A 19,908-nucleotide genomic window follows, 5' to 3' on the forward strand; every position below is an offset into this window, starting at 1 on the left:
ACCACCGCCGTGGGGAGGGCCGCCGCATGACGGTGACCACCTCCGAACAGACCTCCGTCGCCGAGACGCCCGAGTCCAGCGGGACCCGGCTCGTCGACCGTGTCTTCAAGATGCGCGAACTCGCCATCCTGGTCGTCTTCCTGGTGATGATCGCCGTCACCCAGGCCGGCAACAGCCAGTTCCTCTCCGAGCAGGGCATCAAGGACCTGCTGCTCAACGCGACCATCCTGGTGCTGGTCGCCACCGGCCAGTCCCTGGTGGTGATCACGAGGAACGTCGACCTGTCCGTCGGCTCCACGCTCGGCATCACCGCCTTCGCCGCCGGCGACTATCTGCACGGCGGCGGCAACACGGTCGTCGCGATCGTGCTGGCCGTGCTGCTCGGCATCGGCTGCGGACTGCTCAACGGCCTTCTCGTCAGCCTCGGCCAGGTACCCGCACTCGTCGTCACCCTCGGCACGCTGTACATCATCAGGGGCGTCGACTCCATCTGGGTCGGCTCCCGGCAGATCACGGCCGCCGATCTTCCCGGCGACTTCAACGACTTCGGCTCGGGCGGGCTGTCGGCAGTCCCCTGGCTCGCGCTGATCGCCCTCGCCGTCCTGGTCGCCACCGCCTACTACCTCAGACACTTCGGCAGCGGACGGGAGTTGTACGCCCTCGGCTCCAACCCGGAGGCGGCCCGGCTGGCCGGCATCCCGGTGCGCAAACGGATCCTCACCGCCTACACCTTCTGCGGCGGACTCGCCGGGCTGGCCGGCGCCATGTACCTGGCCCGCTTCGGCAACGTCGACTCCGGCACCGGCACCGGCTACGAACTCACCGTCGTGAGCGCCGTGGTGGTCGGCGGTGTGGTCTTCACGGGCGGCTCCGGGAGCGTGTACGGCGCCGCACTCGGCGCGTTGCTGCTGACCTCCGTCAACAGCGTGCTGCCCGCCCTCGGAGTCAGCTCCGTGTGGGTTCTCGCCATCAACGGCGTCCTGCTGCTGCTCGCCATCGCCGTCGACCGGATCGTCGCGTCGCGGGTGGCCTCCGCACTGAAGAAGAGGAGCGCCCGCCATGCCTGACTCCCTGACCCGCGCAATCCGTTGGGACACGGTCGTCGGTGCCCTGCTGATCGTCCTCCTACTGGTGTCGTTCGGCTCCGTCGACGGCTTCGGGAACTCGCTCAACCTGTCGTTCCTGATCGGCAACACGCTGCCCATCGCGCTGATCGCCCTGCCGATGACACTGCTGGTCGTGGCCGGCGAGATCGACCTCTCGGTCGCCTCCACCGCCGGGCTCTCGGGCGCGGTCATGGGCAGGCTCTGGAACGAGGGCATGGCCATCGAGACGATCATCCCGCTCTGCCTGCTGCTGGGCGTGGTCTGCGGCCTGGTCAACGGGCTGCTGGTGACCCGGCTGGGGCTGCCCTCGCTCGCCGTCACCATCGGCACGCTCGCGGCCTACCGGGGCATCGCGCAGATCGTCCTCGGCTCCGACGCGGTGACCGACTTCCCCACCCAGTACCTGGACTTCGCGGCGGGGCGGCTCGGCGACACGTTCCTGCCGCGAGCCTTCCTGCCGTTCCTGGTGCTGCTCGTCATCGCCGTGGTGGTGCTGCATGCCACGCCGTTCGGGCGGTCGCTGTTCGCGGTCGGGGCGAGCGAGGAGGCGGCGCGGTTCGCCGGGATCCGGGTGAAGCGGCACAAATTGATCCTGTTCGTCGCCACCGGGTTGATGGCGTCCTTGACCGGGATCTTCTGGGCGTTGCACTACGCCAGTGCGCGGTACGACAACGCGACGGGGCTCGAACTGAGCGTCGTGGCCGCGGTGTTGCTCGGCGGTATCGACTTCGACGGGGGCAAGGGGACGCTCGGCGGGGCCGTTGCCGGGGTGTTTCTGCTCGGGGCGCTGCAGAACGTCATGAGCCTGCTGAACGTGTCCGCGCAGTCCCAGATCGTCGTGACCGGTGTGTTGCTCGTCGTCTCGGTGCTCGGCCCGAGGGTTGCACGACAGATCGCCCTTACCAGGCACAGGGGTGCGAAGGCCGTCTGAACACTGCGGGCCGTGTGTGGCTGGTCGCGCCCACGCGGCGGAGCCGCCAATGAAATACAGTCCCGCGCCCCTGAAGGGGCGCTCCCATGAACTCCACTTTCAAAGGAACCCGTCATGCGTAAGTCATCCCTTCGGCGTGCCTGTGTCGCGCTCGCCGCTGTCTCCGCGCTCTCTCTCGCCGCCACCGCCTGTGGCGGTACGACCAAGAACAACTCCGGCGGTGACGAGTCGGCGGCGGCCACCTCCACCGCCAAGGCCGATCCGAACGCCGCCCTCAAGAAGGGGCTGACCGTCGGGTTCCTGCCCAAGCAGGTCAACAACCCCTACTTCACCTCCGCCGACAAGGGCGGCGAGAAGGCGCTCACCGAGCTGGGCTCCAAGTACAAGGAGGTCGGGCCGTCCAGCGCCACCGACACCTCCGGGCAGGTCTCCTACGTCAACACCCTCACCCAGCAGCAGGTCAACGCCATGGCCGTGTCCGCCCAGGACCCCGGCGCCCTGTGCACCGCGCTCAAGCAGGCCATGAGCAACGGGATCAAGGTCGTCACCTACGACTCCGACACCAACGCCGGCTGCCGCAACGCCTTCGTCTCGCAGGCCAGCGCCGAGGACCTCGGCCGTACCGAGGTACAGCTGCTCGCCGAACAGATCGGGTACAAGGGCGAGATCGCGATCCTGTCCGCCGCGCAGACCGCGACCAACCAGAACACCTGGATCGGGTACATGAAGGAGGAGCTGAAGGACCCGAAGTACAAGAACGTCAAGCTGGTCAAGGTCGCCTTCGGCAACGACGACGCCCAGCAGTCCTTCCAGCAGACCCAGGGCCTGCTCCAGCAGTACCCGGACCTCAAGGGGATCATCTCCCCGACCACCGTCGGCATCAAGGCGGCCGCCCAGTACCTGTCCGGCTCCAAGTACAAGGGCAAGGTCAAGCTGACCGGGCTCGGCACGCCCAACGACATGCGGCAGTACGTCAAGAACGGCACCGTCGACGCCTTCGAGCTGTGGGACCCGGCCAAGCTCGGCGACCTCGCCGCCCGCACCGCCGTCGCCCTGGCCTCCGGGCAGATCACCGGCAAGGAGGGCGAGACCTTCAAGGCCGGCGACACCTCGTACACCATCGGCAAGGACGGCGTGATCAACCTCGGCAAGCCGACCGTGTTCGACGCGAAGAACATCGACCAGTTCAACTTCTAGGACATCAGGGGGCGTCGGTGCAGCGGGTCTGTTTCCTCCTCAAGGTCCGGCGGGACCGTATCGCCGAGTACCGCGAACGCCATGCCGCCGTGTGGCCGGAGATGCGCGCGGCGCTCTCCGCCACCGGCTGGCACAACTACTCGCTCTTCCTGCGCGACGACGGCCTGCTGGTCGGCTATCTGGAGACCGAGGACTTCGAGGCCGCCCGTGCGGGCATGGCGGAAACCGAGGTCAACGCCCGCTGGCAGGCCGACATGGGGCCGTTCTTCGAGTCGCTGGACGGCACCCGGCCCGACGAGGCGATGAAACCGCTCACCGAAGTGTTCCACCTCGCCTGACCGCCCCCTCGCCCAGGAGCCGCTCATGAGACGCCGTACCGTGCTCACCACCGCCATACTGGCCGGCGTGGCAACGCCGGGCATCGCACGGGCCGCCGATCCCGGCCCCTCCGTCACCAAGCAGAGCATCAGCCAACTCGACGCCCAGGCCGTCTACTTCGTCTCCTACGACGGCCTGGTCAACAACAACTCCTTCCAGAAGAACGGCCTGTTCACCTACAAGGGCTACCAGTACGCCGGCTGGTACACCTCGACCGGCGCCGCGGTGATCGGGCGCCGGGCGCCGGGCGGCTCGTCCTGGGCAACCGTCACCCTCGCCCACCGGCTGAAGGCCGACGACTCCCACAACGTCATCTCGATGGGCGTCTCCAGGGTCGACGGCCGCCTCCACATCAACATGGACTCCCACAGTGACGGCTTCTTCTACGTGAAGTCGGCCGCCGGGCTGCTGGACAAGCCCGGTTCCACGGCGTGGACGTCGGCCGCCTTCGGGGCCGTGCAGACATCGCTGGACGGAGTGTCGCCGACCTCGCAGTTCACCTATCCGCAGTTCGTCTCCACGCCCGAGGGCAGGCTCCAGCTGAGCTACCGGGTGGGGATCTCCGGAAACGGCCGCAACGCCCTTGCCGAGTACGACGGTTCGCGCTGGACCGTGCTGGGGGAGTGGTCCGGCGCCGACGGGACCTACACGAGCGAGCACGGCTCGTCGACCGCCCGGAACATGTACCTGCACGGCGTCGACTACGACGTGAACGGGCGGCTGCACGCCTTCTTCACCTGGAGGGAGCAGAGCGGCACCGTGATGTGCAACGGCGGTGGCATCACCAACCACGACACCGGCTATGTCCACTCCACCGACCGCGGCCGTACCTGGCGCAACGACACCGGCGTCCTGGTCGCCACCACCGGGACCCCGGACACGGTCGCCGTCACCGACCCGGGTCTCGTCGTCGACTCCCTCGACCCGGACCACTCGCTGATGAACCAGGAGAGCCAGTGGATCGATTCCGCGGGCCTGCCGCACGCGATCATCAGCTATGTGCCCGGCCGCTTCGGCCAGTGCACCACGAACTACGTCAGCGCCCGCACGGCGAACGGACGCGCCTTCCACCTCCGCAAGAACTCCTCCGGCGCCTGGCAGAAGACCGAGATCCCGGTCGCCCTGGACTCCAGCCAGCGCACCAAGCTGGTCCTGGACAGGTACGACAACGCCTACGCGGTGTTCCCGTACGGTCGGATCGCCGGGGCGTCCAGGGCCTCCGGGTACACCGACTGGACACTGCTGTACGACGGCAGTGAGCTGAACGCCTTCGGCGAGGTCGTGATCGACGAGATGCGGGTCGGCGCGGACCACGTGCTGTCGTTCATGTACCAGGAGAAGTCGAGCGGTACGGCCCCCTCGGCGCTCCATGTCGTCGACTTCGCCCTGCCCGGCTGACCCGGGCCGGTGTGCGAGTCATGTCGTAATGTGAAGCCCTTCCGGATGTGCCCTTCCTCGCTGTGAAGGAGCCGTCCACAGTTCCCTGGAGGTCTCGCCCGATGGCCCAGTCGGTGGGTATCAAGGACGTCGCCCGCGCCGCCGGAGTCTCGGTGGGCACGGTCTCCAACGTCATCAACCGCCCGGACACCGTCGCGGGCGAGACCCGGGCGCGGGTGCAGTCGGCGATCGACCGGCTCGGCTACGTCCGCAGCGAGTCCGCGCGTCAGCTGCGCGCCGGCCGCAGCCGGATCATGGGCCTGCTCGTCCTCGACATGGGCAACCCCTTCTTCGTGGACGTGGCCCGGGGCGCCGAGCGGGCGGCTCGGCAGGCCGGGGTCGGAGTGATGGTCTGCAACAGCGCCCAGAACGCCGGGGAGGAGGCCGACTACCTCGCGCTCTTCGCCGAACAGCGGGTGCGCGGCGTCCTGCTCACCCCGGCGGACGCGACCGGCCGCAACATCGAGACCTTCCGGCGGCACGGCATCCCCTTCGTGCTGGTCGACCGGGTCGCGGAGGGCACCACCGAGTGCTCGGTCAGCGTCGACGACGTGGCGGGCGGCGCGCTCGCGGTCCGTCATCTCGTCGACGCGGGGCATCGGTCCATCGCCTACGTCAGCGGGCCGCCCGGCCTCAACCAGGTCCGCGACCGGCGCACCGGCGCCCTGAACGCCCTCGCCGAGGCGGGCCTCGGGCCCGACGCGCTGCGCGAGCTGCCGACGGAGCGTCTCGACGTCGCGGCGGGGCGGGACGCGGGGGCCAGGCTGCTCGGCCTCGCCGACCGGCCCACCGCCGTGTTCTGCGCCAACGACCTGCTCGCCCTCGGTGTCCTGCAGGCCATGTACGCGGCAGGCGTGGTCGTCCCGGACGACCTGGCGATCGTCGGCTACGACGACATCGAGTTCGCCGCCGCGGCCGCCGTACCGCTGACCTCGGTACGCCAGCCGGCCGTGACCATGGGCGCCATGGCCGCCGACCTGCTCCTGGAGGAGACCGAGGAGCGCGAGGGGCAGGCGGCGCACGAGCACCGCCGGGTGGTGCTCCAGCCGGAGCTGGTGGTGCGCCGCTCCAGCCTCGCCGCCCGCTGATCGGTTATTCAGTAACGATTTCATGATCCCGGGGGCGGCCAGGCCCCGGACGTGTGCTGAACTGGGTCGCGACCATCCGTCCGTCACGGGAGAAACGTTGAGCCTCAGCTACCGCCAGCCCGGCGTCGTCCTCACCGACCGCCACTTCACCGTCCCTCTGGACCACGCCGACCCGGACGGCGAGACCATCGAGCTGTACGGCCGGGAGGCGGTCGCGAGCGACAAGGCGGACGAGGAACTGCCCTGGCTGCTCTACCTGCAGGGCGGCCCGGGATTCGGGGCGAATCGTTTCGTCGGACGCCAGGCCTGGCTCGACCGGGCCCTGCGGGAGTACCGCGTACTGCTCCTCGACCAGCGCGGCACCGGCCGTTCCACGCCGGTCAACCGGCAGACGCTGCCACTGCGCGGCGGCCCCGCCGCCCAGGCCGACCACCTCGCCCGCTTCCGCGCCGACTCGATCGTCCGGGACTGTGAGGCGATCCGTCCGCGGCTCACCGGCGGCGCCCCCTGGACCACCCTCGGCCAGAGCTTCGGCGGCTTCTGCACGGTCACCTACCTGTCGTTCTTCCCGGAAGGTCTCAGCACCTCCCTCATCACCGGCGGCCTGCCGTCCCTGGACGCGCACGCCGACGACGTCTACCGGGCCGCCTACCCGCGCATCGAACGCAAGGTCACCGCGCACTACGACCGCTACCCGATGGACGTCGAGCGGGTCCGGCGGATCGCCGAGCACCTCCTCGACCACCAGGTGGTCCTGCCGAACGGCTACCGGCTCACCGTCGAGGCCTTCCAGTCCCTCGGCCTGATGCTGGGCACGAGCGACGGCAGCCACCGCCTGCACTTCCTCCTGGAGGACGCCTTCGTCCGCACGCCGGCCGGCTCCGAACTCTCCGACGCCTTCCAGGAGCAGGCCCAGGCCCTGCTGTCGTACGCGAGCAACCCGCTCTACGCCCTCGTCCACGAACCGCTCTACGGCCAGGACAGCCGTCCCACCGCGTGGGCGGCCGAGCGGGTGCGCGCCGAGTTCCCGCAGTTCGACGCGGCCAAGGCGCTCGCCGACGACGCCCCGGTGCTGTTCACCGGCGAGACGGTCCACCCCTGGGTGTTCGAGACCGACCCGTCCCTGCGCCCGCTGCGCGAGACCGCCGAACTGCTCGCCGCCCGCACCGACTGGCAGCCGCTTTACGACCCGGCCCGGCTCGCCGCCAACGAGGTCCCGGTCGCCGCCGCCGTCTACCACGACGACATGTACGTCGACGCCGGGCACTCGCTGCGGACCGCCCGGGCCGTCCGGGGCCTGCGCACCTGGGTCACCGACGAGTTCGAGCACGACGGGCTGCGCGCCGGCGCCCCGCGGGTCCTGGACCGGCTCCTCGCGCTGGCCCGCGACGAGGTCTGAGGCCCCGCGACGGAGAACGCGGACAGGGGGTGTCCGCACCTCCTGGTATGAAAGTGCGCGGGGAGCACGCCCGGCCACCGCCGCGCGCCCCGGCCGACGAACGGGGAGACGGATGAACGACACGGAACTGCTGGCCCGCCGCTTCCAGGAGCACCGCGACCGGCTGCGTGCGGTGGCCTACCGGATGCTCGGCTCGCTCGCCGAGGCCGAGGACGCGGTCCAGGAGACCTGGCTCAAGCTCGGCCGCACCGACGCGGACGACATCCGCAACCTCGGCGGCTGGCTGACCACGGTGGTCGGCCGGGTCTGCCTCGACATGCTGCGCTCCCGCACGGCCCGGCGCGAGCAGCCGATGGACGAGACGTTCGTCCCGGACCCGGTGGTCAGGCCGTTGTCGGTGGTCGACCCCGAGCAGGAGGCGGTCGAGGCGGACTCCGTCGGTCTCGCCCTGCTGATCGTCCTGGAGACGCTGGAGCCCGCCGAGCGGCTGGCGTTCGTCCTGCACGACATGTTCGCGGTGCCCTTCGACGACATCGCGCCGATCGTGGAACGCGGTGCGGCGGCGACCCGGCAACTGGCCAGCCGGGCCCGCCGCCGGGTGCAGGGAGCCACCCCGTCGGCCGACCCCGACCTCGGCCGCCAGCGCAAGGCGCTGGAAGCCTTCCTCGCCGCCTCCCGGGGCGGTGACTTCGAGGCGCTGGTCGCGGTGCTCCACCCCGATGTGGTGCTGCGGGTGGACTCGGGCGCCCTGGTGCGGGGCGCGGCTGCCTCCAAGGTGCTGCGCGGTGCCCGGTCGGTGGCCGAAGGGGCGTTCACCTTCCGGCAGTTCTCGGTCTGGTCGCGGCTCGTGCTCGTCAACGGCACGGTCGGCGTGGTCACCATGCCCGAGGGACGCCCGCTCTCGGTCATGGCGGTCACCGTCGCCGACGGCCGGATCACCGAGATGTACATCCTCGCCGACCCGGCGCGGCTCGAACACCTGGACCTGCCCGCCCAGGCGATGTGATCCACGTCCCACCCGGCGGCGGGATGTCACATTCGTCGCCGTCGGGCCCCTCCCAGATGCAGGACCGGTCGAACGACTCCACCGGATAGGCCCCCGGGCCACCGGCGGAGTCGTCCGCAGTCGTCCGCAGGAGAGCGCAGGAGAGCGCAGGAGAGGGGAAGACACGTGAAACTCGTCGTATTCGGGGCGAACGGACCGACCGGGCGGCAGGTCACCGCGCAGGCGATCGCCGAAGGGCACACGGTCACCGCCGTCACCCGCCGCCCCGAGGAGTTCCCGCTCGGCGACGCGCGGCTCCGGGTGGCCGGCGCGGACGTGCTCGACCCCGTCGCGGTGGAACGCGCCGTGGCCGGGCAGGACGCGGTGATCTCGACGCTCGGGGTGCCCTACAGCCGAAAGCCCGTCACGGTGTACTCCGAGGGCATCACCCGCATCACGCAGGCCATGACGGAGCACGGCGTCCGGCGCCTGGTCTGTGTGAGTTCGACCGTGCTGTTCGGCGTGGCGGCGCCCGGCGAGACCTTCCTCTTCCGGAAGGTGGTCGAACCGTCCATCGCCCGCACCGTCGGTCGTACCGTGTACGAGGACATGCGGCGCATGGAGGAGATCGTGCGCGACGGTGATCACCGGTGGACCGTCGTCCGACCCGCCGGCCTCTTCGACACGCACGCCGTCAGCTCCTACCAGGTCGCCACCTCCCGCCTGCCCGGCCGGTTCACCTCGCGCGCGGATCTGGGCAACGCGCTGCTGCGTGAGGCGGTCGACGATCGTCATGTGCACGCCTTCGTCGACGTGCGCACCTCGGAAGGCGTTCCGAGCATCCTCGACGTCATCCGGAAAGAGGCCTTCGGAGGCAGGAAGTGAATCCGGATCCGACCGAACCGCCCGGGGAGGCCACGCCCATGTCCGAAGACCGTTTCGTCCTGCTGGAGCCGGGTGCCGCCCGGCCCGGGCGGCACCCGCTGCCGCCCGCGTTCGCCGTCAAGGCGACGACCGAGGACACCGAGGGACGCCTCTCGCTGCTGGAGGTGACCTTGGTCCAGGACATCCCGCTCCATGTCCACCGGCACGCGGACGAATGCGTGTACGTGCTGGACGGCGTCCTGGAGATCGAGTTCGACGACCGCAGGCACCGGGCGCCCAAGGGCACGTTCGCGCTGCTCCCGCGTGGCGTCCCGCACGCCCTCCGCGGCGCGTCCGACCCGCCGCCCCGGGTCCTGCAGGTCTCCGCGCCCGGCGGCTGGGAGAGGTATCTGGAGGACCTGATCGAGGCGGGGCCCGCCGTCTTCACCGAGGGGCGGCTGGACCCCGTCAAGGTCAACCCCATCGCGGCCAGGTACGGCATCGGCTACGAGGAACAGAGCTGAGCGCGTCGCGACAGGAGGTCGGGAAGACAGGAGGGCGACCCATGACAGCCGAATCCGAGGAGAGCCCGGCGACGGGCGGAGCGGGACCGGCCCGGGAGATCCCGCCGGGCACGGCGGACCGGCGGGAGAGCCCTCCGGACGCCGCGACCCGGCTCTTCGTCGACCACCGCGAGCTGTTGTTCTCCGTCGTCTACAACATGCTCGGCAGCGTCGCCGACACCGAGGACGTGCTCCAGGAGTCCTGGCTGTCCTGGTCCGGCAAGAACCGTCGGGCGCCGTTGCCGGAGATCGGCAATCCGCGTGCCTATCTGGTCCGGATCGCGGTGAACCACGCGCTCGCCCGGCGGGCGGCCGTCGCCTCCCGGCGTGAGACGTACGTAGGTCCCTGGCTTCCCGAGCCCCTGGTCACCGACGCCACCGCCGGCCTCGCCCCGGACGCCGCCGACCACATGGTCCGCTCCGACACGGTCTCCATGGCGATGCTGGTGGTGCTGGAGACCCTCACCCCGCTGGAACGGGCGGTGTTCGTCCTGCACGAGGTGTTCGGCTATCCCCACACCGAGATCGCCGGCATGCTCGACCGCAGCCCGGCCTCGGTACGCCAGCTCGCCCACCGGGCCCGCGCCCATGTCCACGCCCGCCGCCCCCGCTACCGCGCCCACCCCCGCGTCCGGCGGGAGGCGACCGAGCGGTTCGTCTCGGCCGCCCTCGGCGGGGACCTTCACGCGCTCATGGAGATCCTCGCCCCGGACGTGACGGTCTGGATCGACGGCGGGGGCGTGCGGCAGGCGGCCGGACTGCGCCCGGTCCACGGCCGGGAGAAGGCCGCCCGCATGCTCGCCGGCTATGCCACCCGGCGCGCCGGGGACCTGGACGTCCACTACCGTCGTGTCAACGGCGACGACGCGGCGGTGCTGTTCACGGGTGACTCCCCGTACGCCGTGATGGTCATGGACCTCACCCCGGACGGCGACCAGGTATCCGGCGTCTACGTGGTCACCAACCCGGCGAAGCTCACCCACGTTCGAGCGGACGAGGACCCGGATCAGTAGCGCGCGGTGCTCTCCAGCAGCGGCGGATAGACCGAACTCGGTACCCCGTCGACCGTGGCGCCCCCGTACTTGAGCATCGCGCCGACCTGGCGGTTGAGGTCGTAGGGGAAGCCGAGGGCGGGGGCCGAGACCTCGTCCAGGCGTGCCGTCTGCTCCGGTGTCAGGTGTACGTCGAGGGCGGCGACGTTCGCCTCCAGGTGGCCGAGCGTGCGCGGGCCGATCAGCGTGGAGGTGACACCGGGACGGTGCTGCACCCAGGACAGCGCCACGGCGGCGGGGCTCGCGCCGGCCTCCTCGGCGACGGCCGCGAGCGCCTCGATCACGGTGAACTGGGCCTCGCTGGGCTGCCCGACGACCGCGGCCCGCCTGGCGTCGGCGGGTGCGGCCCGTCCGCGGCGGTAGCTGCCGGACAGGTAGCCGTTCTTGAGCGGGCTCCAGGGCAGCAGCCCCATCCCCGCGTCCTGGGCGAGCGGGATCAGCTCGCCTTCGATGGTGCGCTCCAGCAGCGAGTACTCCATCTGCAGCGCGGTCACCGGCGTCCAGCCGCGCAGCAGCGCCGTGGTGTGGGCCTTGGCCGTGAACCACGCCGGGGTGTCGGAGAAACCGACGTACCGGATCTTGCCGGCCGTCACCAGGTCGTCGAGGGTGCGCAGGGTCTCCTCGACGGGTGTGGCCCAGTCGTGGTTGTGCAGCCAGTACAGGTCGATGTAGTCGGTGCGCAGCCGGCGCAGGGAGTCCTCCAGCTGGCCGACGACCGCCTTGCGGCCCGCGCCGCCGCCGTTGGGGTCGCCGAGGTGGAGGTTGCCGAAGAACTTGGTGGCGAGGACCAGGCGGTCGCGCCGGCCGGGGCGGGCGGCGAGGAAGTCGCCGAGGATCGCCTCCGAGTGGCCGTTGGTGTAGAAGTTGGCGGTGTCGACGAAGTTGCCGCCGAGGTCGAGATAGGTCTGGAGGATCTTCTCCGACTCCTCGACCGAGCAGCCGAAGCCGCCGTCCTCGCCGAAGTTCATCGCGCCGAGGCAGAAGGGGCTCACCTTGAGCCCGGAACGGCCGAGACCGACGTACGAGTCGAGTGCCATGAATTGCTCCGTGGAAGGTGGTTGGGGAATCCGACCCTTCGAGCCAACCAGCCTGAGCTGCGGGAACGTTAGAGCGATCGCACCGGATGCTTGCACGATCCTGGCGAATTCCCGGGGGTGGGCGTCGCGGCCGCTGCGGGTCGGCGTCCGAATCGACGGTGTCCTTCGACGAACGGCAGGTCAGTAAGGTGGACGGATGCCAGAACACATATCCGAACGCCCGCGGCCGCAGGAGCTGCGCGGAGACTGCGCCCGCTGCTTCGGCCTGTGCTGTGTCGCTCTGCCGTTCACCGCCTCGGCCGACTTCGCGGTCAGCAAGCCCGCCGGCAGGCCCTGCCGGAACCTCGGCGGCGACCACCGCTGCGGTATCCACACCGACCTGCGGCAGCGCGGGTTCACCGGCTGCACGGTCTACGACTGCTTCGGCGCCGGGCAACGGGTCTCGCAGGTCACCTTCGGCGGCCAGGACTGGCGGACCGGGACCGAGGAGCACGCCCGCCGGATGTTCGACGCCTTCCCGGTCGTACGGCAGCTGCACGAACTGCTCTGGTACCTCACCGAGGCGCTCGGCCTGCCCGCCGCCCGCCCGGTCCACGGTGAGCTGAGGCAGTTGCTGGAGGCCACCGAGGCGCTCACCCTGGGGACCCCCGAGGAACTCGCCGCCCTGGATGTGGCCGCCCACCGGCAGCGGGTCAACGTGCTGCTGCTGCACACCAGCGAGCTCGCTCGCGCGGACGTGCGGGGCCGGAAGAAGGACCGCCGGGGAGCCGACCTGATGGGTGCCCGGCTCAGGGGCGCCGACCTGCGCGGCGCGAGTCTGCGCGGCGCCTACCTGATCGCCGCCGACCTCACCGGCGCCGACCTGCGGGACACGGACCTGATCGGTGCCGACCTGCGCGACGCCGATCTCACCGACGCGGATCTCACGGGCGCGTTCTTCCTGACCCAGCCGCAGCTCGACGCGGCCCGGGGCAGTGCCGGCACCCGGCTGCCGGCGTCAGTCACCCGCCCCGTGCACTGGACAGCCGCCGCCCGCTGAGGCGGGCGTGTCGTCCGGCACGGTCACCGGCGCCGAGGTGGGACGGCGCCGCTCCAGCCGCAGCCGCAGCCCGTCCGGCATCAGCGTCAGCCGCTCGGTCACCCGCAGCCGGTAGCCGGGGTCGGCCTTCAGGTCGTAGCGGCGCAGCAGCAGGCCGAGGACCAGGGTCGCCTCGTGCAGGGCGAACTGGCGGCCGATGCAGGCCCGGGCACCCGTCCCGAACGGCTTGAAGGTGTGTGGGGCCCGGCCGCGCGCCGCCTTCGCCTCGAAGCGGTCCGGATCGAAGCTCTCGGCGTCCGGGCCCCACACCTCGGGGTCCCGGTGCAGCATCGGGGTCAGCACCAGGGCCCAGGCACCCCGGCGCATCGGATGGTCCCCGGCGAGCACGGTGTCCTTGCGGGCCTCGCGGGCGAAGGCGGGGGCCGTGGGCCACAGCCGCAGCGACTCGTCGAGGACCCGGCGGACGTAACGGAGCCTGGCGACCTGGTCGTAGGCCGGTGCGGGCGTGTCGCCCCAGACCCGGTCGACCTCGGCGGCGGCCCTGGCGGCGACCTCCGGGTGCCGGGCGAGGTAGTGCAGGGCGAAGGAGAGCGCGCCCGAGGTGGTCTCGTGGCCGGCCACCAGGAAGGTGATCACCTGCCGCCGTACGTTCTCGGCGGACAGCCGCTCCCCGGTCTCCGGGTGGGCCGTCTCCAGCATCCGGTCAAGCAGGTCGCCGTCCCCGCGGCCCGTCTCGCGGCGCTCGGCGACCAGGTCGTCGACCGTGCGGTTGAGGTGGTCGATGTCGGCCGCGTTGCGCCGCGCGGCCTGCCGCAGCAGCAGCGGGGCCAGCGGCGAGGGCACGCTGTTGAGGCGCTGGGCGTAGGTGAGGGTGCCGATCATCGCGGTCACGAAGGGGTGCGGCCGGTCCCGCTCGAACGAGCCGAAGTCGTGCCCGAACCCGGTGCGGGCGATCGTCTCCAGGGTCAGCTTGGTCATGTCCCCGGGCACGTCGACCCAGCGGCCGGCCGCCAGCTCCCGGTCCCAGTGGCCGGTCAGCCGGCCGGCCACCGACAGCATCATCGTGTGATAGCCCTCCATGGCCTCCCGGCTGAAACCCGGGGCCAGGACGTCGTGCGCCAACTGCCAGTTCGGCTCGTGGTTGTACGCCGTGAACAGGCCGTCCCCGGCGATCGGGCGCAGATTGGCGACCCCCAGGCCCACGTGCTTGGCGAACCGCGACTCGTCGGCCATGTCGGCGGCCAGTTCGGCGCCCCACACGAACACGAACTCGTTGCCGAACGCCCGGCGCCGGAAGATCGGGCCCAGCTGCCCGGCGAAGCGCATCGAGTCCTGGAGCGGTTTGCGCCGGTCGACCCCCAGGACGTCGCCGAGGAACGGCAGCCGGCGTGGCGGGTGCGGTATCCGGTGCAGCTCGGGCCAGCCCTGCTCGGCGCCCCGGAACCCCTTCGGCAGCGGGCCGCCCGCCCCCGTCGCCGTCTGCGTGGCCGTCTCCGCCATGGCGCGATCTCCCTCGATGCTGCGGCAGGTTGAGCTAGTTGTACGTGGGTTCAATAGGCGGTTTCAGTCTCATCCCGTTGTTGAACCCACGTCAAGTAAAGTGCGGGCATGGTCGCGAACCAGGGTGAGCGCAGCCGCCGCAGACTCAGCACCGCGGAACGACGTGAGCAGCTCCTCTCGGTCGGGGCCAGGCTCTTCTCCGAGAGCCCGTACGACGACGTGTGGATCGAGCAGGTCGCCGAGATCGCGGGTGTCTCCCGGGGCCTGCTGTACCACTATTTTCCGACCAAACGTGATTTCTTCGCCGCCGTCGTGGAGCGGGAGAGTGAGCGGATGCTGCGGATGACGGCGGCCGAGCCCGGTGTGCCGGCTCGTGAGCAGCTCACCGAGGGTCTCGACGTCTACCTCGACTACGTCCACACCCACGCGCACGGCTTCCGCGCCTTCCATCGCGCAGAGGCCTCCGGTGACCAGGCCGTGCGCCGTGTCTACCGGCAGGCCCAGGCCGCCCAGGAGCGCCAGATCCTGGCCGCCCTCGCCGCCGACCCCGAGTTCGGCCCCGCCCTGGAGCTGCGCCCCGACACCCGGCTGGCGGTGCGCGGCTGGCTCGCCTTCACCACGCATGTCTGCCTGGAGTGGCTGCGCACCGAGGAGTTGACCCGGGAGCAGGTGCGGGACCTGTGCGCGCGGGCGCTGCTGGGCGTCATCTCCTGAGCGTCGGGGCCCCTTTCCCTGGCCTGTCCTCACCTTGTTCCTCGCCCTGCTCTTCGCCCTGCTCTTCACGTACGCCACGCACTCCGTGCTTGGCGTACTCCCCGATCTTCGCTAAGTTAGGTGAGGCTTACCTAAGGAGGTTTCGGGATGGGTGACGAACAGGCGGCCTGGGCGGCAGGCCCCGGCGCGGCCGAACAGACCCGGTCACTGCTGGCCACGGCATGGTCGTGCATGGTGACCGCGGACGGCGGACGCGAGGAGTTCGTCGGCGCGCACGCGGTCGCCGACGACGGCCGGGTGCTGCTGCACGTGCCGGAGGACAGCGCCCTGCTCGCGGCCGCGATCTGTGCCCCGCGCGGCGAGCCGTCCGCGGTGCTGGAGTTCGCCGACGTCGCGCCCGTCGCGGTGCGCGACCGGATCCGGGCCCGGCTGTGGATGGCCGGCTGGTTCGTGTTCTCCGACGAGCACCTGGTCTTCCGGCCAACCCGTGTGGTGCTCCGCCGGCCCTCCGGCGCGGTCGTCGTCGACCTCGACGAGTTCGCCGCGGCGCACCCCGACCCGCTGGCCGGCGCCGAGGCCCACCTGCTCACCCACCTCGCCGACGCCCACCCGGACGCCGTCGAGCGGCTCACCAGGCTCGTCGAGCCCGAGAGCCTGCACGCCGCGACCCGCGTCCAGCCTCTCGCCGTGGACCGGCACGGACTGACCCTGCGCATCGAACGCACCCGCGCCCACGGCGACGTACGGCTGGCCTTCCACGCGCCCGCCGACGACGTCGCCCAGCTCACCGAGCGCATGCACGTCCTGCTGACCCGGGCCAGTGCCGCCGCCTCCTGCCCGCGGACGCTACAGCGGCAGCGCGCAGACGGCGACGGGTGACGCGAACGGCTTGCCCGCGAGCCGGAGTTCACCACTGCGGGCGTCGACGGTGAAGACGCTCACGGTGCCGGACCGCTGGTCGGCCGCGAACAGCAGCCGGCCGTCCGGCGAGAACGCGATCTGCCGGGGGAAGTCCCCTTCCACCGGCACCGTGTCCAGCAGCCGCAGCCGGGCCCCGTCGGCCTCGACCGCGTACCGCGCGAGCGTGTTGTCGCCCCGGTTGGCCAGGTAGGCGTAGGCGCCGTCGGCGGTGACCAGGATCTGGGCCGGGTAGTTGGTGGTGCCGGCCCTGCTGCCGGAGGACAGGGGTGCGCCGATCGAGAGCCGGCCGGCGGCCGGTTCGTAACCGCACACCGCGATCGTGTCGTCCACCTCGTTGGCCAGGTACGCGTACCGCCCGCCCGGATGGAAGGTCAGATGGCGCGGGCCGGCCCCCGGCCTGGTGTGCGCCTGGGCGACCTCGGTGAGCCTGCCCGTGGCGAGGTCCAGGCGGTAGCTGTAGACCGTGTCGGTGCCCAGGTCGACGGCGAGGACATGGCCGCCGTCCGGGCTGGTGATGAACTGGTGGGCGTGCGGGCCCTGTTGACCGGGGCCGGGCGCCGGGCTCGAGTGCGTGACCAGGTCCGTGCGCTCGCCGAGGGCGCCCGTGGCGTCGATCGGGTGGACGGCCACACTGCCCGAGGTGTAGTTGGCGCTGAGCAGCCAGCGGCCGCTCGGGTGCACCGAGAGGTGGCAGGGCCCCGCCCCGCCCGTGCTCCGGCTGCCGAGGATCTTCCGGTCCGCCAGGCGCACGGCGGTCACCCCGCCGTCCGTGCGCTCGTTCACCGCGTACAGCGTGCGGCCGTCCGGGTGGACCGCCAGATACGACGGGTCGGCGACGCCGGTGAGTGTGCCGGCGCCGGTGATCCGGCCGCTGTCGGGGGCATAGGTGGCCAGGCCGATGCCGGTGCCGCCGCCGTCCACGGAGGTGTAGGTGCCGAGGTAGAGCGGGCGCGGGCCGGCGGACGACCTCGTCGGGGGCCCGGCCGCCGGGCGCGGTGCCGGGTCGCTCTCCGCCGGCGGTGCAGCGGGTGCCGGGACCGCCACTACGGCCGCCGCGCCGGCCATCGCACCGACGAACCGGCGCCTGCTCCAGCCGCCGCCCGTCGCTTCCGTACCACTGCCCATGCCCGCACCTCAGGTCGTCGGTCACCTCGGTCGTCACAGCAACCTTGGCGCGGGCCCCTGGTCAAAAGCAAGACGGGCAACGAGCGTTGCACCCCATGCAACGGCTGTCACCAGTCGCCGTCCGTCACCGGCTTACCGGGCGTGTCCTTCAAGGGGACCACCTGCCCCTGGGACGGCTGCTGCCAGGGCTCCAGGTCGTCGCCGAGCCAGTCGCCGACCGGTTTGACCGTCTCCAGGGCGTCCGTGGGGGCGAGATCCTGGGCGTCCTGGTCGTAGTAGTCGTACCAGGGCAGCCCGGCGCGGGTGTACGCCGCCCGGTCCACCGGTGACGGCGGCGGCGCCTCGCCCGTGATCCGACGCCACTCCGGGGGCGTGACCAGGTGCACGAAGACCCGCCCGGCAGGGCGCTCGGCCCAGTCCCGCGGCGGCCGGTCGTCCTGGTGGACCTCCTGGCGCATCGAGCCGCCCACCCCGAGGCCCATCCCGGCCGAGCGGGAGCGCGGGGCGGCGCCGGGTGCGGGGGCGGCGGCCATCATCGGAAGTGCCGCGCCGTAACCGCCGGGCGAACCCGGCGCGGGCGTCCGCTCCCGCCGCAGCCGCTCCTGTCGCCGCCACTCGGCGAGGGGCTCCTCCTTGAGCGCGAAGGACTGGAGCTGCACCCCGCCCCACACCTCCTCGCCGGTGACCTGCCCCTCCACCGTGGCGCCGAGACCGAGCGGCACCGCCACGAACTGGCGGACCGTGCCCTTCCCGGAGTTGATGCCGTCCAGCCAGGGCTGCCGGGGCAGCACCAGGTAGTTCTGCGGATCCCGGGACAGCCTCTCGCTCCACGGCTCGCCGGAGACCGCGCACACCTTGCCGACGCCTACCTGAAGAGCGGCCGGCTCCACCGTGCCCGCGAAGCTCAGCCACATCGCCTCGCGCAGATACACCGGCAGCATCACCCCGCCGCGCGCCCGCCAGTCGGCCGGAACCGTGTCCGGGTAGTCGCTCACCCGCCGGACCGGGAACTCGCCGAGCCCCGGTGGCAGCGGATGCGTCCCCGTCTCCGGCAGTCGCAGCGTGCGCACGAAGCGCACCGCCACCCCGCCCGGCAACCGCAGCGTGTTCCCGTCGATCCGTACCGCCGTGTCCGTCACCGGCGTGCCCCCTTCTGCGCCCTGTTCTCCGTCCCGGACTGAGAACGCCCCGCACCACCCGCCCGGTTCCGCTGCAGCCGCTCCGGTACACCGATCCGTTCCCGCAGCCAGGTCAGCCGGGGCCGCCTGGCGCGCTGCTCGCCGGAGACGCGGTCCAGCTCCTCCAGCAGCCGGCGGGTGCGGTGCTCGGTGGCCATCTCGTCGAGGAGCCGGTTGACCTCGGTCAGCACGGCACCCAGGAGCTGCCAGTTCCGGTCGTCGCCGCGGACCTCGTCCCGGAGCAGCTCGGCGAGCTTGTCGCGGGTGCCGGTCGCGGTGTGCAGTTCGGCGGAGAGCCGGGCCTCGGCCGACTCGGCACTCTCGCTGATACTGGTCGTCACCAGCACCGCGAAGCTCACCACGGCGTCGGCGATCTGGGACAGCAACTGCTCCACGGCCGCCCCGGCGTCCGAGGCGAACAGCGCCTCGGGTTCGCGGGCCTTGGCCAGGTCGGTGAAGGTGCGGGCCAGCACGCGCAGCACCACCGTGCAGATCTCCAGCGTGTCCAGACCGGTGCGCAGCACCACCCGGTGCAGCAGGCCCTCCTTCACCCGCGGATTGAGCCGCAGGCTGTCCTCGGCCTGTCGCAGCGCCGCGTCCACCTCGACGATGGCGTGGTCGAGCCGGCGGGCCTCGTGCAGCCGCTCGGCCGCCCGCTGCCACGGCGTCAGCCCCGACGCCTCCTCGCCCATGCGCAGCATCAACTGACGCAGCCGGCGGGCCAGGCCCTCGATCGACTCGCCGGCCTCGTCCACCCACACCGGGGGAGGGAGCAGCAGGTTGCAGGCCATGCCGACGACCGCGCCGATCAGCGTCTCCACGATCCGCGCCCAGGCCGTGCTGCTGATGGTGGTGACCCCGAGCACCAGCATGGCGCTGATCGCCACCTCGGGGATGTACTCGTCGACCCGGACCAGGTGTCCCACCGCCAGCGACGCCACGATCAGCAGCGCCAGGCTCCACCAGGTCAGCCCCACCAGCTGGCTGAAGGCGATGGCGACCAGCACACCGGCCACCACCGCGTTGACCCGGCGGAAACCGTTGGTGAGGGTGGCGTACAGGGTCACCTGCACGACCAGGAGCGCGGTCAGCGGGGCGGTGAGCGGCGCCGGTTCCGGACTCAGCCGGAGCGCGACGACGTAGGCGATCGTGGCCGCGGCGGCCGACCGCAGCGTCTGGACGACCACCGGGTCCCGATGGCGCCGCAGCAGTCGCGTCAGACCCTTGGCCCACTCCCGTACGTCTTGCATCCCTTGGCCTGTTCCCACTCACGGGTCAGGCCGAACGTATTTTCCGCGGATCACTCGGGCGCCAGTGGCTGGATGACCAGGGTGGACTACGGAGAGTTTCCGACCACCGCGCCCCGGTCCCGCAACCGAACACCAGGCCGACGC

General features: G+C 71.5%; 19 protein-coding genes. 14 read left to right on the top strand and 5 right to left on the bottom strand.

The window, feature by feature from the left end; genetic code table 11:
• The first annotated feature begins 26 nt into the window (after positions 1-26).
• The 11 genes from ABZ642_RS38855 to sigJ (ABZ642_RS38905) all read left to right on the top strand — a co-directional run bounded on the left by ABZ642_RS38855 (position 27) and on the right by sigJ (ABZ642_RS38905) (position 10,961).
• A complete protein-coding gene (locus tag ABZ642_RS38855; RefSeq protein WP_360493801.1) occupies positions 27-1,067 on the top strand; it encodes an ABC transporter permease in 1,041 nt (346 codons plus the stop codon).
• A complete protein-coding gene (locus tag ABZ642_RS38860) occupies positions 1,060-2,037 on the top strand; it encodes an ABC transporter permease (RefSeq protein ID WP_360493803.1) in 978 nt (325 codons plus the stop codon). The genes ABZ642_RS38855 and ABZ642_RS38860 overlap by 8 nt, the downstream gene beginning before the upstream one ends.
• Positions 2,038-2,151: 114 nt before the next feature.
• Positions 2,152-3,234 (top strand): rhamnose ABC transporter substrate-binding protein, encoded by a 1,083-nt coding sequence (gene rhaS, locus ABZ642_RS38865; protein ID WP_360493806.1) that lies wholly within the window; start codon positions 2,152-2,154, stop codon positions 3,232-3,234.
• 17 nt (positions 3,235-3,251) lie between these two features.
• Positions 3,252-3,572, top strand: coding sequence for an L-rhamnose mutarotase (locus ABZ642_RS38870; RefSeq protein ID WP_360493808.1), 321 nt, complete (start codon positions 3,252-3,254; stop codon positions 3,570-3,572).
• A 25-nt stretch (positions 3,573-3,597) separates the two neighbouring features.
• Positions 3,598-5,010 carry a BNR repeat-containing protein gene (locus tag ABZ642_RS38875; protein ID WP_360493811.1) on the top strand — a complete coding sequence of 471 codons (1,413 nt, stop codon included), beginning with the start codon at positions 3,598-3,600 and terminating at the stop codon, positions 5,008-5,010.
• A gap of 101 nt (positions 5,011-5,111) precedes the next feature.
• Positions 5,112-6,137 (top strand): LacI family DNA-binding transcriptional regulator, encoded by a 1,026-nt coding sequence (locus tag ABZ642_RS38880; protein ID WP_360493814.1) that lies wholly within the window; start codon positions 5,112-5,114, stop codon positions 6,135-6,137.
• A gap of 97 nt (positions 6,138-6,234) precedes the next feature.
• The gene (locus tag ABZ642_RS38885) at positions 6,235-7,536 is read left to right on the top strand and encodes an alpha/beta fold hydrolase (RefSeq protein ID WP_360493817.1); all 1,302 of its coding nucleotides are present in this window, start codon (positions 6,235-6,237) and stop codon (positions 7,534-7,536) included.
• Between the two features lie 112 nt (positions 7,537-7,648).
• Positions 7,649-8,542 (top strand): RNA polymerase sigma factor SigJ, encoded by an 894-nt coding sequence (sigJ, locus tag ABZ642_RS38890; protein WP_360493820.1) that lies wholly within the window; start codon positions 7,649-7,651, stop codon positions 8,540-8,542.
• Between the two features lie 165 nt (positions 8,543-8,707).
• Positions 8,708-9,406 (top strand): NAD(P)H-binding protein, encoded by a 699-nt coding sequence (locus ABZ642_RS38895; protein WP_360493823.1) that lies wholly within the window; start codon positions 8,708-8,710, stop codon positions 9,404-9,406.
• Between the two features lie 38 nt (positions 9,407-9,444).
• Positions 9,445-9,909 (top strand): cupin domain-containing protein, encoded by a 465-nt coding sequence (locus tag ABZ642_RS38900; protein ID WP_360493826.1) that lies wholly within the window; start codon positions 9,445-9,447, stop codon positions 9,907-9,909.
• A gap of 41 nt (positions 9,910-9,950) precedes the next feature.
• A complete protein-coding gene (sigJ, locus tag ABZ642_RS38905) occupies positions 9,951-10,961 on the top strand; it encodes an RNA polymerase sigma factor SigJ (RefSeq protein WP_360493829.1) in 1,011 nt (336 codons plus the stop codon).
• Here the strand turns inward: sigJ (ABZ642_RS38905) and ABZ642_RS38910 are convergent.
• Entirely contained in the window at positions 10,955-12,037 is a 1,083-nt protein-coding gene (locus ABZ642_RS38910; protein ID WP_360493832.1) for an aldo/keto reductase, read from the bottom strand. The genes sigJ (ABZ642_RS38905) and ABZ642_RS38910 overlap by 7 nt on opposite strands.
• Before the next feature lie 196 nt (positions 12,038-12,233).
• On the opposite strand from ABZ642_RS38910, the gene ABZ642_RS38915 reads away from it, so the two are divergent.
• Positions 12,234-13,076: a pentapeptide repeat-containing protein gene (locus tag ABZ642_RS38915; RefSeq protein WP_360493834.1), complete on the top strand. Its 843-nt coding sequence runs from the start codon at positions 12,234-12,236 to the stop codon at positions 13,074-13,076.
• Here ABZ642_RS38915 and ABZ642_RS38920 read toward each other — a convergent pair.
• Positions 13,035-14,576, bottom strand: a complete 1,542-nt coding sequence (locus ABZ642_RS38920; RefSeq protein WP_360493837.1) for a cytochrome P450 — start codon at positions 14,574-14,576, stop codon at positions 13,035-13,037. The genes ABZ642_RS38915 and ABZ642_RS38920 overlap by 42 nt on opposite strands.
• Positions 14,577-14,684: 108 nt before the next feature.
• Here ABZ642_RS38920 and ABZ642_RS38925 point away from each other — a divergent pair, with 108 nt between their 5' ends.
• Together ABZ642_RS38925 and ABZ642_RS38930 are read left to right on the top strand one after the other, a co-directional pair.
• On the top strand, positions 14,685-15,290 hold the full coding sequence (locus ABZ642_RS38925) for a TetR/AcrR family transcriptional regulator (protein WP_360493840.1): 606 nt from the start codon (positions 14,685-14,687) through the stop codon (positions 15,288-15,290).
• 147 nt (positions 15,291-15,437) lie between these two features.
• Positions 15,438-16,169 (top strand): DUF2470 domain-containing protein, encoded by a 732-nt coding sequence (locus ABZ642_RS38930; protein WP_360493843.1) that lies wholly within the window; start codon positions 15,438-15,440, stop codon positions 16,167-16,169.
• Here ABZ642_RS38930 and ABZ642_RS38935 read toward each other — a convergent pair.
• The 3 genes from ABZ642_RS38935 to ABZ642_RS38945 form a co-directional block, all read right to left on the bottom strand.
• Complete coding sequence (locus ABZ642_RS38935) at positions 16,137-17,336, bottom strand: lactonase family protein (RefSeq protein ID WP_360493846.1); 1,200 nt, start codon at positions 17,334-17,336, stop codon at positions 16,137-16,139. The genes ABZ642_RS38930 and ABZ642_RS38935 overlap by 33 nt on opposite strands.
• Positions 17,337-17,443: 107 nt before the next feature.
• On the bottom strand, positions 17,444-18,475 hold the full coding sequence (locus ABZ642_RS38940) for a hypothetical protein (RefSeq protein ID WP_360493849.1): 1,032 nt from the start codon (positions 18,473-18,475) through the stop codon (positions 17,444-17,446).
• Positions 18,472-19,764 carry an FUSC family protein gene (locus tag ABZ642_RS38945; protein ID WP_360493852.1) on the bottom strand — a complete coding sequence of 431 codons (1,293 nt, stop codon included), beginning with the start codon at positions 19,762-19,764 and terminating at the stop codon, positions 18,472-18,474. Before ABZ642_RS38945 ends, ABZ642_RS38940 begins: the two co-directional genes overlap by 4 nt.
• Between the last annotated feature and the right edge of the window lie 144 nt (positions 19,765-19,908).

The sequence above is a fragment of the Streptomyces sp. NPDC007157 genome, from assembly GCF_040634235.1.
In the GTDB taxonomy this organism is placed as follows: domain Bacteria; phylum Actinomycetota; class Actinomycetes; order Streptomycetales; family Streptomycetaceae; genus Streptomyces.

What these genes read in the sequence shown, in the direction of transcription:
- ABZ642_RS38855 (WP_360493801.1), top strand. Translation starts at nt 27, where the DNA reads ATGACGGTGACCACCTCCGAACAGACCTCCGTCGCCGAGACGCCCGAG.
- ABZ642_RS38860 (WP_360493803.1), top strand. Translation starts at nt 1,060, where the DNA reads ATGCCTGACTCCCTGACCCGCGCAATCCGTTGGGACACGGTCGTCGGT.
- rhaS (WP_360493806.1), top strand. Translation starts at nt 2,152, where the DNA reads ATGCGTAAGTCATCCCTTCGGCGTGCCTGTGTCGCGCTCGCCGCTGTC.
- ABZ642_RS38875 (WP_360493811.1), top strand. Translation starts at nt 3,598, where the DNA reads ATGAGACGCCGTACCGTGCTCACCACCGCCATACTGGCCGGCGTGGCA.
- ABZ642_RS38880 (WP_360493814.1), top strand. Translation starts at nt 5,112, where the DNA reads ATGGCCCAGTCGGTGGGTATCAAGGACGTCGCCCGCGCCGCCGGAGTC.
- sigJ (WP_360493820.1), top strand. Translation starts at nt 7,649, where the DNA reads ATGAACGACACGGAACTGCTGGCCCGCCGCTTCCAGGAGCACCGCGAC.
- ABZ642_RS38900 (WP_360493826.1), top strand. Translation starts at nt 9,445, where the DNA reads ATGTCCGAAGACCGTTTCGTCCTGCTGGAGCCGGGTGCCGCCCGGCCC.
- sigJ (WP_360493829.1), top strand. Translation starts at nt 9,951, where the DNA reads ATGACAGCCGAATCCGAGGAGAGCCCGGCGACGGGCGGAGCGGGACCG.
- ABZ642_RS38910 (WP_360493832.1), bottom strand. Translation starts at nt 12,037, where the DNA reads ATGGCACTCGACTCGTACGTCGGTCTCGGCCGTTCCGGGCTCAAGGTG.
- ABZ642_RS38915 (WP_360493834.1), top strand. Translation starts at nt 12,234, where the DNA reads ATGCCAGAACACATATCCGAACGCCCGCGGCCGCAGGAGCTGCGCGGA.
- ABZ642_RS38920 (WP_360493837.1), bottom strand. Translation starts at nt 14,576, where the DNA reads ATGGCGGAGACGGCCACGCAGACGGCGACGGGGGCGGGCGGCCCGCTG.
- ABZ642_RS38925 (WP_360493840.1), top strand. Translation starts at nt 14,685, where the DNA reads ATGGTCGCGAACCAGGGTGAGCGCAGCCGCCGCAGACTCAGCACCGCG.
- ABZ642_RS38930 (WP_360493843.1), top strand. Translation starts at nt 15,438, where the DNA reads ATGGGTGACGAACAGGCGGCCTGGGCGGCAGGCCCCGGCGCGGCCGAA.
- ABZ642_RS38935 (WP_360493846.1), bottom strand. Translation starts at nt 17,336, where the DNA reads ATGGGCAGTGGTACGGAAGCGACGGGCGGCGGCTGGAGCAGGCGCCGG.
- ABZ642_RS38945 (WP_360493852.1), bottom strand. Translation starts at nt 19,764, where the DNA reads ATGCAAGACGTACGGGAGTGGGCCAAGGGTCTGACGCGACTGCTGCGG.